The following is a 13,906-nucleotide window of genomic DNA, read 5'->3' on the forward strand; positions in this document are numbered from 1 at the left end:
ATATATGATAGCGGTGGGATGTACTTTTACTATGCATACAAGAGCAATTTACCCAGGGACATTTGATCCTATCACCAATGGTCATGCCGACTTGATTGAGCGTGCGGCTAAACTGTTTAAACATGTGGTGATTGGCATTGCGGCTAATCCTTCCAAGCAGCCTAGATTCACCCTTGAAGAGCGAGTTGAATTGGTCAATCGGGTGACTGCTCATTTGGATAATGTCGAGGTGGTGGGGTTTTCGGGGTTGCTAGTGGATTTTGCCAAGGAGCAAAAGGCCAGTGTACTTGTGCGTGGGTTACGCGCGGTATCCGACTTTGAATATGAATTCCAATTAGCAAATATGAATCGCAGATTGAGCCCTGATCTGGAAAGCGTGTTTTTAACGCCTGCCGAGGAAAACTCATTTATCTCTTCAACCTTAGTAAAGGAAGTCGCTTTGCATGGTGGCGATGTGAGCCAGTTTGTTCACCCTGAAGTAACGGCTGCATTGGCGGCAAAGCTTAAGTTGGTTAAACCTTAGATTTTACCTGCGAACTAGATAGTTTTTACGTAGGAGTTTTGTGTTAACTTTGAGGCATTGTTGCCTTGTGATGATACTTAAAAGGATGTTATGAAGGCTTTTTTTTCCCCCACGATCCTTGCTACTAGCATTGCCTCTGGCCTGTTTTTTTCTTCAATGCTTGCTGCTGCACCTTGGGTCGATGCCTCTGATATTTATCTTAGAGCTGACATTCAAGCACTTGCTGATGCGGGTGTGATCACTGTGCCAGTGAATACTTATCCATTGATGTGGTCAGGCATTGGTGGTGATTTAGCGAAAATTGAGCCTGAGCTGCTTTCTCCTTCTTTAGTACAAGCCTTTGCACGGGTTAATTTTTATTATCAAAATGCTGTCGATAATCGTGGTAATGCACGGATAAAAGTATCGGCAGCATCTGATCCTGCTCGCTTTCAACATTATGGTTCTGACTATCGCGAGAAAGGTGAAGTGCTGGGCTCCTACGAGTATTTAGGATCGCGTGTTGCTTATAAGGCGACTGTGGCAGAAACCTATGATCCGCAAGATAATAAAAACTTCCGCCTTGATGAGTCTTATTTTGCCATCATTTTTGGCAATTGGATCGCAACCTTAGGCGCGGTTGAGCAGTGGTGGGGACCGGGGTTTGACTCGGCTCTACATCGTTCTAATAACGCCCGCCCTATGTCATCGTTAACCTTGAGCCGTAACAATGCCGCAGCTTTTGAAACACCTTGGTTATCTTGGATTGGCCCTTGGACCTTTAAAACCGGATTTAGCTTAACTGAAGTGGATCGTGCTGTGCCTAAGACGGCTGAGTGGGATATGCGCTTAAGTGCAAGACCGATTAAACAGTTAGAAGTGGGATTGTCTTGGTCGACCTTATTTTGTGGTGAGGGCCAAGATTGTAACTTTGACTCTTGGTGGGATTCGGTTGCGAGTAATGCTGTTTGTATCGATGGTACAAATGATTGTGCGCCAAATGAGCGCCGCGATGCAGGCCATAGAACTCAAAGTATTGATATGCGTTATGCCGATACTTTGCAGGATATCCCCGTTGGATTATATCTCGAACATAGTTGTGAAAATGGTAGTGACTGCGGCTCACTTTGGGGTATTGATACCCATTTTGGCACATCGGGTAAGCAGTTTAAGTTGTTCATGGAATATTCGGACACCTATGTAAAATGCGATGGTGATAGTGCCAATTGTTTCTATGAGGATCCTGTCTATCTGAGTGGTGCTCGCTACTATGGTCGTGCTTTGGGTTCTACCTATGATAGCGATGCACAAGTGTTCGTGGTTGGATTAGTTGGCCAGTTTAATAACAGCCGTGGTTTTACCTCGTTGCTGCGTTATGCAAAGCTGAATAAAGATGGCTCCAATGTAGTTAACACTTGGGCACCACAACCGCCAAAAGAAGATTTATTAATGCTGGAGCTTTCTTACCGTATGCCAGTGTGGAAAGGCATGTGGAGCTTAGGTGGAACTGTATCGAGATCGGAGTTTGAAGTTCAAGAAAATGATACCAATGCCACGCTATTTAGCAGTTTTGAGTATCGTTTTTGACAGCTGTAATTGATTAAATAACGAAAAATGCCAAGCACTTGCTTGGCATTTTGGCTTATAAATAACGCAATATTAGCGTGTTTGGCAAATGCCACAAAATACTGTGGTGCGCTGGCCTAAACGGATTTCACTCAGCAAGTTACCGCAGCTTGTGCAGGTTTCACCGCCGCGACCATAGACATGCAGTTTTTGGGCGAAGTAGCCCGGCTTGCCATCGGCATTGGTGAAGTCTTTCAGCGTGGTGCCACCCTGTTTAATGGCGTGGGCTAAGATTTGCTTCACTTCTGCAACTAAAACGGTCAAACGCTCGATATCGATTTTACCTGCTTCGGCCTCTGGGTGAATGCCCGCCGCAAACAGGGCTTCATTGGCGTAAATGTTGCCCACTCCCACTACGATATGATTATCCATCAGGCAGAGTTTGATCGCTTTTTTCTTGCCCGCTAAAGCTGCCGCTAATTGTGCGACATTAAAGGCATGGGTCAGTGGCTCAGGCCCTAATTTGGCGAGTAATGGATGGGCTTCTTCTGGGAGTTCACACCACAGCCAAGCGCCGAAACGTCTCGGATCGTTAAAGCGTAAAATACGGCCGTTGGCGAGCACTAAGTCGATATGGTCATGCTTTTCCACTGGGGTATCGTGGGGCAAAATCCGTAAACTTCCCGACATGCCTAAATGCACTATGCTAGTACCCGCGTCAGTGTCGATTAATAGATACTTAGCACGGCGTCGCACTTGGCGTATAACTTGGCCGATAATCTGTTTGGCTAAGTCAGGCACTGGCCAGCGCAGCGAACCATTGCGGATCACAAGATCAACCACGGTTTGCTCGACAAGGAAGGGTGCAATACCCTGACGGGTGACTTCAACTTCTGGTAATTCCGGCATGGATTCTTTCTTATCTTAAGTAAAATGGGGCGGTATTAAGCTGCGGGTTTCGCATCGAGGATCGGTTGCAGTTTAGCTCGTAAACTCGGTGGTACTAAATACCAATTACCTGCGGGAGACTTTAAGGCGCCTTCATTGGGAAAATAGATCCACAGCTGAGCATCGCGGATATCTGCAATCTGTATAACTAATTCTTGCGGATTATCTGTGGTTTCTGGCGCGGCGGTTAAGGGGGATACCCGTATGGTTTGCCACGCCTTTGCCCATTCATCACAGTTGAGGATTTTAGTGTCGCACTCCCATTGTGATGCTTGCTTGTGCAGCCATAACCCGTCGAGTTGCAGCTGTGAAAGCGGTGCATTATCGTCAAACAGTCGCTGAGCATCACTCGGAACATTATTGGTTTTGTTATCCATAAAAGTCAGCACGGCGACCATAAAGGCGCAGGCGACTATGATGACGTTATTCCATTGCTTACGAGTTAATGCCATAGAAATGTGTGACGCTAAGTATGGGGTGATGCTTCGAGTTTATCACGGCCAAATTGAGATGCTAGCCCTTAAGCGATGGAGTGGTGATGCTTAACCGCCTGTGGCGTTCATAAAGCGTAGGATTTGTACCTGATTATTGCCAAAGTCGTGCTGCTTAGGCTTGAGATTAATTCCCGCGAGAATAGCGACTTTTAATCTTTCAATATCAGCCGGAAATTCCCGGACTATGCTTTTGAGATCAACGGCATGTTCATTGCCTAAACACAGCAATAATTGGCCTTCGACTGTGACGCGCACGCGATTACATTCGTGGCAGAAGTTGTGGCTGTGGGGCGAGATAAAGCCGATATGGATTGGGCTGTCAGCCATAGTGTAATAACGTGCTGGGCCGCCAGTACGTTTGTTGGAAAGCTGTAGCGGATAGTGACTATTGATGATGGCTTTTACTTCATCGCTGCTGCAATGACGGGCGCGTTTCCGCTCATCCATTTCGCCAAGTGGCATTTCTTCGATAAAGGCGATGTCTAAGTTACGGCCACGGCAGAAATCAACTAAATCAATAACTTCATTATCGTTCTGCTGTTTTAAAATCACCGCATTAATCTTGATACGTTCAAATCCCGCCGCAATAGCCGCATCAATACCATCGATGACTCTGTCTAATTTGCCGTTACGCGTTAGCTGAGTAAACAGTGTGGGGTTTAAGGTATCTAGGCTGATATTGAGGCGCTTTAATCCTGCATCAAACATGGGTTTAGCGAATTTTGTCAGCCTTGAACCATTAGTGGTCATGGATAAATCCGTCAGCCCAGGCAGCTTACCAAGCAGACCCACTAGCTGGTCGCAATCGTTGCGAACTAAGGGCTCACCGCCGGTCAGGCGAATTTTAGTCACACCAAGCTCGGTAAAGGCTTGGGCAATCCAAGCTAATTCTTCGAGGTGGAGTACGTGGTCCTTTGGCAGAAAACAGGGATCTTCCGTCATGCAATAAACACAGCGAAAGTCGCAGCGGTCGGTGACCGAGAGCCGTAAATATTCGACCTTACGGCCAAAGGAATCCACAATTAGACTCATAAAAACTCACTGGATCCTAAAGCAGATCCGCAAAGGGTTGAATAAATACTGTTTCACCTGCATTCACGGCTTCTGCATCATCCCCTATGATGATGAGGCAATTCCCTTTAACCATTGAACTTAACATTCCGGAACCTTGGTTGCCCGTACTACTCACGTGTAGGCGTCCATCTTTACCAAGCTGATAAATCCCGCGAATAAATTCGGTGCGGCCTTGACGGCTTCGTAGAGTTTCATCACTTATTGCAGGGAATAGCTGCGCTTGCCAGTTCACTTCACCTGCTAATTTTCGTAAAGCGGGCTGCACAAATTGCAGGAAAGACACCATGACTGCCACAGGGTTGCCAGGTAGTCCGAAGAATAAGCTATCACCGATTTTACCAAAGGCGAGTGGCCGACCCGGACGCATGTTAATGCGCCAGAAATCAATTTTGCCGAGGCGTGCAAGCACGGTTTTAATGTAGTCCGCATCGCCGACAGACACGCCACCCGAGCTAATGACGACATCGGCAAGGTTGGCGGCTTTAGCGAGAGTTGCTTCAAGGGCGGCTTCAGAATCTTCGATAATGCCTAAATCGATAACGTCACAACCGAGACGTTTTGCCATCGCTTTGATGGTAAAGCGGTTTGAGTCATAAATGCAGTTAGCTTTGAGCACTTCGTCGGGCTGGCTCACTTCATCGCCGGTAGAGAATACTGCAACAGTTGGGCGGCGATATACACTCACGTGATTGAGCCCGAGTGAGGCCAGTAAACCTTGTTCGGCGGCGCTTAGGCGAGTGGCTTTTGCAAGTGCGACTTGGCCTTGAGCAATATCTTCTCCAGCGAGGCGAACGTGTTGGCCAGAAAGAATACGGCCTTCAAAGCTGACAATGCCATCGACTTCCTTGGCAAGCTCTCGGGGCTGCACTGTATCGGCACCCGCGGGCACTGTTGCGCCCGTCATGATACGCACGGTTTCGCCGACCATAAGCGTGCCCGAATATTGATGACCGGCAAGAACCTCTCCCACCAATTTTAAGGTGGCAGGCATTGGGTCTTGATAGACAAAGGCGTAGCCATCCATTGCCGAATTGGTTTGTTGTGGCACGTCGACGGGAGAAATGCTGTCGCTGGCCAGTACGCGGTTATCTAAAGCGTCTAAGTCAATCTCTTCGACTTCAGCCACGGGTGATACATGGGATAAAATCTGCGCTAAACCTTGGCTGACGCTGAGGTTTTTATTGTCGCCTATGGTGCAGGCATCCACTGCCGAAATGGGGTATTGGAGTGGCGCTTCCCAGTTTTGGGTGTACTCCATCACAAAATCGGCAATCTGGCTGACATTGTTGAGATCGAGTCGGCGCAGCTCATTTGGAATTGCGTCGTTTGGCAACTGAGTGTCGTCGCAACAGGCGATGGCGAGGATATTCTCATCTTGGGTGTAGATAAAAGGTTTGCCGTGGGCGGCGCGGTGCAATTCAATTTTAGGTAATGCGAGCTTTTTAAAGCCCTCGACTAGGACGATATCGACTTTGTCGGCTTCGATTTGCTTGAGTAAATGGACTAACTCAGGATCGCCATCGCGCGCGTCTTCTGTCATCAGCGCCCAGCGTACATGGGAAGCGACCAGCATTTGTCGTGCGCCCGCTTTACGCATTTCGTAACTGTCTTTGCCGGGAATATCTACGTCGAAATTATGGTGGGCATGTTTGATTACGGCTAAGCGCAGGCCACGTTGATTTAATTCGGGGATCAATTGCTTGAGTAAGGTGGTTTTCCCCGTGCCACTGTAGGCACAAAATCCGAGAACGGGAATAGCGAGCGGATTGACGAAGGGGTTACTCATTTGCACCTCTAATTTGGGTTATTGGAGCCTTTTTAGCTATTGGGTGATTTCTATCGCTAGTCGTTGTTTTTGTTCTGGCGTATTTACATTCACAAAAGCATTGGGCTGGTCGGCGAATGACGCTACGACGAAGTGATGTTTGATATACCAAAAGTCCACTTTACGCTCACCCGCCTCAAGAAACGCTTTCATCGAGTCACGTAAGCTAGGTTTTAAGAGTAAAACAACGGGTTGTTCATACTCACCGTCACTGGCGACAGCAATCTCGGCTTTTTCTGCCTCAATTGCTGCCAACATACGCGGAACAAGGTCGAGTGGCAGGAGTGGGCAGTCGCAGGGCACTACTAATAAGTAGTCTGCATCTGTTTGGCCCATAGCGGTGATCATACCCGCTAAAGGTCCGAGGAAACCACTATGCTCGTCACTTATTACCTTAAAACCGAACTCAGCATAACGTGTTTGGTTACGATTTGCGTTGATCAGGATCTCCTTAACCTGAGGTTTTATTCTATCTATTGTGTGCTTAATCATGGCTTCACCGTTTAATTCGACGAGACCTTTGTCGTCGCCACCCATGCGACGGGCCATACCACCGGCGAGAATAACGGCATCAATTTGCGATGACATACAAAGGCTCCTGTGCTGGCAAAGATTCAGGCTGTTGATAAGAGGTCATCACGCGCTCACCTTCTATGTGCCACTGTTGTTCGCAGATGGCGGTTAACGCGCAATTCTGATGGCTACTCAGTAACATTCCTGTGCCTTCGTGTTTGAGTTGTTGGATCATTTTTAATACTAGCTCTTGGGAATCCTTGTCCATATTGGAGGTGGGTTCATCGAGCATTAATAGTTTAGGTTGTAGGATCCAAGCGCGCGCAATCGCGAGGCGCTGTCTTTCGCCGCCAGAGAGATTACTGGCCCTTGCCTGCAGCAGCGACCCTAGCTGCGCCATCTCAATTGCTTGAGTAATCCGCTGTTTAGCCTTGGCTTTTGTTTCTGAGCTGAAATTCAGCCCATAGGTGAGATTATATTCTACTGTGCCGTCGAACAAATAAGGATGTTGGTGCAGATAAACGGCCTTACCTAACAATGGATTGCGTCGCCACCAAGCATTTTTGGCAAAACCGACAGCCTCAATATGGCCTTTGGTTGGTGGCATTAAGCCCGCCAGAATTTTCATCAAGGTTGATTTGCCTGTGCCATTGTCGCCTTGCAGATAAATCACATCTCCTTGGCAGAGCGATAATACGTCGGCTTTGAATAACAGGCGCGCGCCAAAGGACATTTCTACGTCACGGGCGATCAGTTTGACCTTAGTCATTGCTTAATGGCTCCTTGGCATGGCTTTGCCGCGTAAACTACCTAAGGCAAAGTTGAGGATCAAGGCCAAGATTAGCAGCACTAGCCCGAGGGCGATAGCTTGGGCGAAGTCACCTTTGCTGGTTTCAAGTGCGATTGCGGTAGGAATATTACGGGTCACGTTTAAAATATTACCGCCGACCATCATAGAGCAGCCGACTTCGGTCAGAATGCGACTAAACGCCGCGACAATCGCCAGCAGTAAGGGCATGCGCAGTTCTCGGCATACTGTCCACACTGCGCTGCACCAAGAGGCACCTAAGGTGCGTGAGGTTTCCCAAGCTCTGCGATCAACGCTAGTGAATGCGGCTTGGCTCATTGCAATTAGCACGGGGGCACAGATGAACATTTGCCCGAGAATCATGCCTTCTTGGGTAAATAACCATTTTAGATCGCCCATAGGACCGTTGCGTGTTAGCAGTAAATACACGAGTAGACCGATAACCACTGTAGGGATTGATTGCAGAGTTTGAACTAAGTTAGTGACTATCCATTTGCCGCGAAATGGCGCAAACGCCAACACAAAGCCGAGCACCATGGAAGGAACCAGCGTGATCAGCAGTGCCGCGAAAGAAACCGAAAACGAGATCGAAATGATGGACCAAACGTCAGGGTCTAAAGAAAACAGCAGGCTTAACGCCTGCTGTAATAGTGCTAGCCAGCCGTCGTTCATTCGCTATAAGTTGCCTTGAACAATTGCTCGCCTTCAACTTTGAAGCTGTTGATCATGCTTTGACCTTCTTTGCTGATCAACCAGTCGCTGAATGCTTTAGCGCCTTTGTGGTTCAGATCTGGGTATTTAGTAGGGTTGATGAGAATGACTTGGTATGGGTTGGCTAAGGTTTTACCACCATCGAAATCAACGGCAAGATCGAGCTTAGTTTTATAAGCCACGAAAGTACCACGGTCAGACAGAGTGTAACCTTGCATTTCGTTTGCCATCAGCAGGGTTTTACCCATGCCTTGACCGACTGAAGTATAACCTTTGAAGTTAGGAGTAACATTTGCCGCTTTCCATACTTCTAACTCTTTGATGTGAGTGCCTGAATTGTCACCACGAGAGATAAAAGGTACGCCTGATTTTGCCATTTTAACGAAGGCTTCTTCGGCCGTTTTGCTGTCACGGATTTTTGCTGGGTCGTTTTTAGGGCCAAGTACTACGAAATCATTTTCCATAATGCCACGGGGCTCAACACCAAAACCATCGGCTACGAATTTAGCTTCGGCGCTAGGCGCGTGAGTCATGACTAAATCCACGTCACCTTGCTCACCTAGTTTCAGGGCTTTACCTGTACCAGTGGCGATGACTTGAACCTTGTAGCCTGATTCACTTTCGAACTTAGGTAACAGTTCTTTCAATAGGCCTGAGTTTTCTGTGCTGGTGGTGGTGGCTAACTTGATAATTTCAGTCGAGTGAGCGGGTAAAACAGTGAACATACTGGCTGCAACAACCAGTCCCAGTAATGACTTCATATGAGATTTCATGTTTAGCATGGGTACTCCTTGGCGGAAAATAGGATTCCTACTCAAATGCCTACTGAGTGGAAGGTCTCGTAAATTGTAATACGTTCGGTTGAAAGCAAGTTAGATGCCAAGCTGAGAATGCGGTCATTTTCTTCACAGCTTAACCTAATTTGTGAGCTTGATCCCAAGCTTAACAAATACTCTACAGACAAATTGTCTCAGGACAAACTTCTGATGGTTCATAGTGACCTATTCATCTATTTTCAGTGCTAGAATTGGTCGCAAATGAGTCAAAATGTCCAGAAGCAGACAATATGAGCCAGATAGATAATAACCTCAAGCCTCTTCCATCGGCAGTATCGGTACTGATTGTTGATGATGAACCCGGAATGCGGAGTTTTTTAAATAAGGCACTCTCGAAGAAATTTGCCTTAGTCGAAACGGCGGGCAGTATCGAAGATGCGGAGCAGCTGCGTAGCCGTTGCCATTTCGATTTGCTTATCGTCGACATTCGTCTGCCTGGTCGTTCGGGTATCGAATGGCATGAAGCGTTGGATGAGCAGGGGCGTCGTTCGGACATCATATTTATGACTGGCTATGCTGACATGGAAGTCGCGATTACTGCGCTGCGCGCGGGTGCGTCTGACTTCATCATGAAACCTTTCCATCTCGAACAGATGATGACTGCGGTCGATCGCTGTATCGAACGTCGCTTGCTTAAACGTGAAAACTTGATGCTGCGTCGTGAGGTTTCCATCGGTTATTCATCGACCATTATTGGCAGCAGTGAAGCCATGAAGTCGGTGAAACATATCATCGAACGTGTGGCGCCGACCAATGCCGTCGTCTTAATCCAAGGTGAGTCGGGCACGGGTAAGGAATTAGTCGCACGGCAATTGCATTTGCTTAGTGGACGTCAGGGACCTTTTGTCCCAGTTAACTGTGGCTCTATCGCCCCTGAACTGCTCGAAAGTGAATTGTTTGGCCATACCGCCGGTGCCTTTACGGGTGCGAAAGGCAATCGTGAAGGTTTATTCAGTTTTGCCTCGGGCGGGACGATTTTTCTCGATGAAATTGGCGAAATGCCACTGAAAATGCAAACGGCTTTACTCCGAGTATTAGAGCAAAAAGCGATTCGTCCTGTGGGCAGCGAGAAAGAAGTTAACATTGATGTGCGAGTGATCGCGGCCACTAACCGTACTCTGATTGATGAAGTGGATGCAGGGAATTTCCGTCGAGATTTATATTATCGGCTGAATGTGCTCGATATTTTAATCCCGCCATTACGTGATAGACCCGAAGATGTAGTGGAGTTAACCCATCATTTCACTCGCCAACTTGCCGCTGAATTAGGGGTAAGAGAAGTCGTATGGAGCCATGAAGATATGGTGAAACTACAGCAACATGAGTGGCCTGGTAACATTCGTGAACTGCGCAACATGATTGAGCGTTGTATTTTGCTGGGCAAACCGCCAGCGGAATATTGGAAGCAACAGCTGAAGAGTGAGTCTTTATCCACATCGGGTTATCCATTGGATTGGCCATTGAAAGACGTGGAAAAACACCATGTGACCAGTGTTGTGGACTTACATTCTGGCAATAAGTCTGCCGCGGCGAGGGATTTAGGCGTTTCGCGTAAGACCTTAGATCGCAAGTATAAAGAGTGGTTTGATTTTAGTGGCGAACAGGAGTCATAGGGTGTCATTCTTCACTCACTTTTTTGGTGTCAGTTGGCAGCAAATGCAGGCCAAGGTGCGCTATCGCATATTAATCCTGACGTTACTGCCCATTCTACTGACACTGGTGAGTTTAGTGTTTATCACTATTTACTGGAACATCAGTTACACAGGTAAGCAGCTGTTTATGAAGGTTAAAGCTGACTTATCTGTTGCCGAAAACACCTTACAGCAAGTGCAAGTACGCCAAGAGAAACAACTTGAACGTGTGGTGACGTCTTGGACTTTTCAAAATGACTTTAGGCCACTTTTCAGTGGTAAAGAATTAAGTGGCGAAGTCAGCTACCGAGCCAGTATTGATGCTTTTCTCCTTGAACAGAAAAAACAGCTAAATCTCGATTATCTGCGTTTAGTCAGTGTTGCCGAAGCGGCCGCAGACCCCGATTTACGTCAAATCCTCCCTAAGTTAGACGGTTTATTACCTTACTCCGGCTTGATGGTGCTGCCGCCCGAGCGTTTAGCACGTATCGACCCCGAATTGGCTATCACTGCGAGCATTCCGATAGTTGCAACCTTGCGGGCGCAGAGCCCCGTTAAAACCGTTGAAGAACGTGGTTTATTGAGCCGTAGCCTATTGCCCGTCCCTGATATGGAAGGCAAAGTGGCTTGGTATCTCGATGGTGGGATCTTGTTTAATCGCGATACTCGAATTGTCGACCACATTCGTGATCTGGTATACGACAAAGGCACCTTGCCCGAGCGTTCCATCGGTACTGTGACCATCTTCCTAGATAACATCCGTATTTCCACCAACGTGCCGCTGCATTTTTATCCCACAGGCAATGAGACGCTGGGCCGCGCGCTTGGCAGTTTAGTGTCGGAGGAAGTGAAAGACAAAGTGTTAACTCAAGGCGAGCAGTGGGTCGATCGCGCTTTCGTATTTAACGATTGGTTTATTTCCGCTTATGCCCCCTTGGAAGATGTTCGCGGCCAACGTGTCGGTATGATCTATACCGGCTTTTCTGAATCGCCATTTATCCATAATTATTTACTCAATATCATAGAGCTAGGCACGATTCTAATGTTAGTGCTGTTGGTCTCTGGCCTGCTGGTTTATCGCGGTGCTTATAGTTTATTGCAGCCCATTGAACGTATTCACCATGTTGTACAAGCTGTGCAGTCGGGGCGCAATATTCGTATCGGCGCCTTAGGATTAGATCGGGATAATGAGTTATCGAACCTAGCCGAGCAATTTGACAGTATGCTTGACTTGCTACAGCGTCGAAATGCCCAAATTCAAGCGGCGGCAGAACAGCTTGAAATGAAGGTTGAAGAGCGTACTCGTAGCCTGCAGGATAAAACCTTAGAGCTGCAACGTAACGTGGCATTACTAAACGAAACGCGTCAACAGCTCGTCACTAACGAGAAGCTCACTGCTCTTGGCGAATTGACCGCAGGTATCGCCCATGAAATCAATAATCCGACTGCCGTAATTCTTGGCAATATGGAATTACTGCGCTACGAGCTTGGCGACAATGCAGAAGTGGTAAAAGAAGAAATTGATCTAGTCATTCAACAGGTTGGGCGGATCAGCACTATCATCCGCAGCCTGTTGCAATACAGCCGACCAGGCGAATTCAACGCACCACTAGAAATGCATCCGATGACTCCTATTATCGAAGAAATGTTGGTGTTGGTGCGACATTCGATTCAAAAACAAGAAGTGGTTTTGATCACTGAGTTAAACGCCAGTTGTCCAGTACAAGTCAATCGACCTCAACTGCTGCAAGTCTTGATCAATCTTGTCGTGAATGCGGCGCATGCGATGGACGGTAAAGGACGTATTTGGGTGCGAACCTATGACTGGGTGCAGCAAGATATGCCGATTGGCGTCAAAATCGAAGTGGAAGATGAAGGCTCAGGGATAGCGCCAGAGCAGCTGGGACGGATTTTCGACCCTTTTTATACCACACGTAAGGATGGCACTGGTTTAGGTCTTTCGCTCAGTTACGGCATTATCAAGCGGATTGGCGGTACGATAGAAGTGAGTTCAACTTTGGGTAAAGGGTCTTTATTTACCATAGGTTTGTATCATGAAGCGAAGGAAGATCAGCAAAATAATCCCTACGATGGCTTACACTTTGCGGGCAACTACAGCGATATGTCTGCAGATTAGTCTTATCCCGTTAGATAGGCAGTGTGTTGTATTTGGCTGATTAAGTTTGAATTAAAATATGTCGAGCGATTGCTGGCTTTGTATTATGTGGCTTTGCATTACTGATTTTTAGGCAAAAAAAAGCCGGATGATGAGTCCGGCCACAAAGAGTGTGTGTGAGCAATGTCGTGCTTGCAAACTCAGGAGCTCCATAACAACGTCGATTACCAGTCATCGTTGTTAAAGATGAGTTTTGGAACGCACGTTAACGATAATCATTCTCAATTGTGTTTGCAAGCTATTTATTGCAAAAAGTGCACATCTTTACAAATATCGTTTTGCTCTCATCCATTAACGGTTTAGATCGACTTGCACAGATACAGTTTATGATCGACTAAGCTTTTAGGATCGGCTGTCAGTTCAGTAATTAAATATTGATTACTGATCAACAAATTAAGCATCGCAGGAAAACGATTCATCGTTTTCACTTGAATATGATTATACCCTTGGCGGCGTGCCCAAGTTTCTTGATATTCGAGTAGACTCTGCGCTAAGCCTAAACGTCTAAAGTCGGATGCTACTCCACCCAACCAGCTGTAAAATATGGTTTCTTCTTGCTCATAACCCAGTTTAAACCCTGCCAATTCACCTTCTACATATGCGACTAAGATCAAATATGTCTTGCCCTGTAAGCGCTGGTCCAACACTTCGTTTGTGAGTGGGTGATCGAGCTCAGGGATTTGTTGGCTAAGTTGGATAAGCTGAGCGGCTAACTCGGGAGTCAAACTTGACTCTGCTTTAATTTCAATAGAATACATAGTTTACTCTCATAAAAAATCAGCCCCACTCGCGCGTTAACAGGAGCAGGGCTGAGCTATTAAC

The 13,906-nt window shown here is 47.1% G+C and carries 13 protein-coding genes; 4 read left to right on the forward strand and 9 right to left on the reverse strand.

What is annotated here, in order from left to right; all coding sequences use genetic code 11:
• Positions 1–31: 31 nt before the first annotated feature.
• Complete coding sequence (gene coaD / locus L5M38_RS12185; RefSeq protein WP_105250747.1) at positions 32–523, forward strand: pantetheine-phosphate adenylyltransferase; 492 nt, start codon at positions 32–34, stop codon at positions 521–523.
• Positions 524–613: 90 nt separating this feature from the next.
• Entirely contained in the window at positions 614–2,089 is a 1,476-nt protein-coding gene (locus L5M38_RS12190) for a capsule assembly Wzi family protein (protein WP_263179255.1), read from the forward strand.
• A gap of 72 nt (positions 2,090–2,161) precedes the next feature.
• On the opposite strand, the gene mutM is transcribed toward L5M38_RS12190, so the two are convergent.
• From mutM to L5M38_RS12230, 8 genes are all read right to left on the reverse strand, one after another.
• On the reverse strand, positions 2,162–2,977 hold the full coding sequence (gene mutM / locus L5M38_RS12195; protein WP_263141309.1) for a bifunctional DNA-formamidopyrimidine glycosylase/DNA-(apurinic or apyrimidinic site) lyase: 816 nt from the start codon (positions 2,975–2,977) through the stop codon (positions 2,162–2,164).
• Between the two features lie 35 nt (positions 2,978–3,012).
• Positions 3,013–3,468, reverse strand: coding sequence for a hypothetical protein (locus L5M38_RS12200; protein ID WP_263141311.1), 456 nt, complete (start codon positions 3,466–3,468; stop codon positions 3,013–3,015).
• A gap of 90 nt (positions 3,469–3,558) precedes the next feature.
• On the reverse strand, positions 3,559–4,542 hold the full coding sequence (gene moaA / locus L5M38_RS12205) for a GTP 3',8-cyclase MoaA (RefSeq protein ID WP_263141314.1): 984 nt from the start codon (positions 4,540–4,542) through the stop codon (positions 3,559–3,561).
• 16 nt (positions 4,543–4,558) lie between these two features.
• The gene (locus tag L5M38_RS12210; protein WP_263179256.1) at positions 4,559–6,370 is read right to left on the reverse strand and encodes a bifunctional molybdopterin-guanine dinucleotide biosynthesis adaptor protein MobB/molybdopterin molybdotransferase MoeA; all 1,812 of its coding nucleotides are present in this window, start codon (positions 6,368–6,370) and stop codon (positions 4,559–4,561) included.
• Positions 6,371–6,406: 36 nt separating this feature from the next.
• Entirely contained in the window at positions 6,407–6,997 is a 591-nt protein-coding gene (gene mobA, locus L5M38_RS12215; protein WP_113940167.1) for a molybdenum cofactor guanylyltransferase MobA, read from the reverse strand.
• Entirely contained in the window at positions 6,981–7,691 is a 711-nt protein-coding gene (locus L5M38_RS12220; RefSeq protein WP_113940168.1) for an ATP-binding cassette domain-containing protein, read from the reverse strand. Before L5M38_RS12220 ends, mobA begins: the two co-directional genes overlap by 17 nt.
• Positions 7,692–7,694: 3 nt before the next feature.
• A complete protein-coding gene (locus tag L5M38_RS12225) occupies positions 7,695–8,402 on the reverse strand; it encodes an ABC transporter permease (RefSeq protein WP_168826136.1) in 708 nt (235 codons plus the stop codon).
• Positions 8,399–9,223 (reverse strand): substrate-binding domain-containing protein, encoded by an 825-nt coding sequence (locus L5M38_RS12230; RefSeq protein WP_212599451.1) that lies wholly within the window; start codon positions 9,221–9,223, stop codon positions 8,399–8,401. Before L5M38_RS12230 ends, L5M38_RS12225 begins: the two co-directional genes overlap by 4 nt.
• 284 nt (positions 9,224–9,507) lie before the next feature.
• Between L5M38_RS12230 and L5M38_RS12235 the strand changes: the two genes are divergently transcribed.
• Positions 9,508–10,890, forward strand: coding sequence for a sigma-54-dependent transcriptional regulator (locus tag L5M38_RS12235; RefSeq protein ID WP_105250738.1), 1,383 nt, complete (start codon positions 9,508–9,510; stop codon positions 10,888–10,890).
• Position 10,891: 1 nt separating this feature from the next.
• On the forward strand, positions 10,892–13,045 hold the full coding sequence (locus L5M38_RS12240) for a cache domain-containing protein (RefSeq protein ID WP_105250737.1): 2,154 nt from the start codon (positions 10,892–10,894) through the stop codon (positions 13,043–13,045).
• A 338-nt stretch (positions 13,046–13,383) separates the two neighbouring features.
• On the opposite strand, the gene L5M38_RS12245 is transcribed toward L5M38_RS12240, so the two are convergent.
• Entirely contained in the window at positions 13,384–13,842 is a 459-nt protein-coding gene (locus L5M38_RS12245; protein ID WP_263179257.1) for a GNAT family N-acetyltransferase, read from the reverse strand.
• Positions 13,843–13,906 lie beyond the last annotated feature (64 nt).

It is taken from the genome of Shewanella sp. SM101 (genome assembly GCF_025654465.1).
GTDB classification, from domain to species: domain Bacteria; phylum Pseudomonadota; class Gammaproteobacteria; order Enterobacterales; family Shewanellaceae; genus Shewanella; species Shewanella oncorhynchi.

Excerpts from the sequence above, each read along its gene's own strand:
- coaD (WP_105250747.1), top strand. The coding sequence starts at position 32 with ATGCATACAAGAGCAATTTACCCAGGGACATTTGATCCTATCACCAAT.
- L5M38_RS12190 (WP_263179255.1), top strand. The coding sequence starts at position 614 with ATGAAGGCTTTTTTTTCCCCCACGATCCTTGCTACTAGCATTGCCTCT.
- mutM (WP_263141309.1), bottom strand. The coding sequence starts at position 2,977 with ATGCCGGAATTACCAGAAGTTGAAGTCACCCGTCAGGGTATTGCACCC.
- L5M38_RS12200 (WP_263141311.1), bottom strand. The coding sequence starts at position 3,468 with ATGGCATTAACTCGTAAGCAATGGAATAACGTCATCATAGTCGCCTGC.
- moaA (WP_263141314.1), bottom strand. The coding sequence starts at position 4,542 with ATGAGTCTAATTGTGGATTCCTTTGGCCGTAAGGTCGAATATTTACGG.
- L5M38_RS12210 (WP_263179256.1), bottom strand. The coding sequence starts at position 6,370 with ATGAGTAACCCCTTCGTCAATCCGCTCGCTATTCCCGTTCTCGGATTT.
- mobA (WP_113940167.1), bottom strand. The coding sequence starts at position 6,997 with ATGTCATCGCAAATTGATGCCGTTATTCTCGCCGGTGGTATGGCCCGT.
- L5M38_RS12220 (WP_113940168.1), bottom strand. The coding sequence starts at position 7,691 with ATGACTAAGGTCAAACTGATCGCCCGTGACGTAGAAATGTCCTTTGGC.
- L5M38_RS12225 (WP_168826136.1), bottom strand. The coding sequence starts at position 8,402 with ATGAACGACGGCTGGCTAGCACTATTACAGCAGGCGTTAAGCCTGCTG.
- L5M38_RS12230 (WP_212599451.1), bottom strand. The coding sequence starts at position 9,223 with ATGCTAAACATGAAATCTCATATGAAGTCATTACTGGGACTGGTTGTT.
- L5M38_RS12235 (WP_105250738.1), top strand. The coding sequence starts at position 9,508 with ATGAGCCAGATAGATAATAACCTCAAGCCTCTTCCATCGGCAGTATCG.
- L5M38_RS12245 (WP_263179257.1), bottom strand. The coding sequence starts at position 13,842 with ATGTATTCTATTGAAATTAAAGCAGAGTCAAGTTTGACTCCCGAGTTA.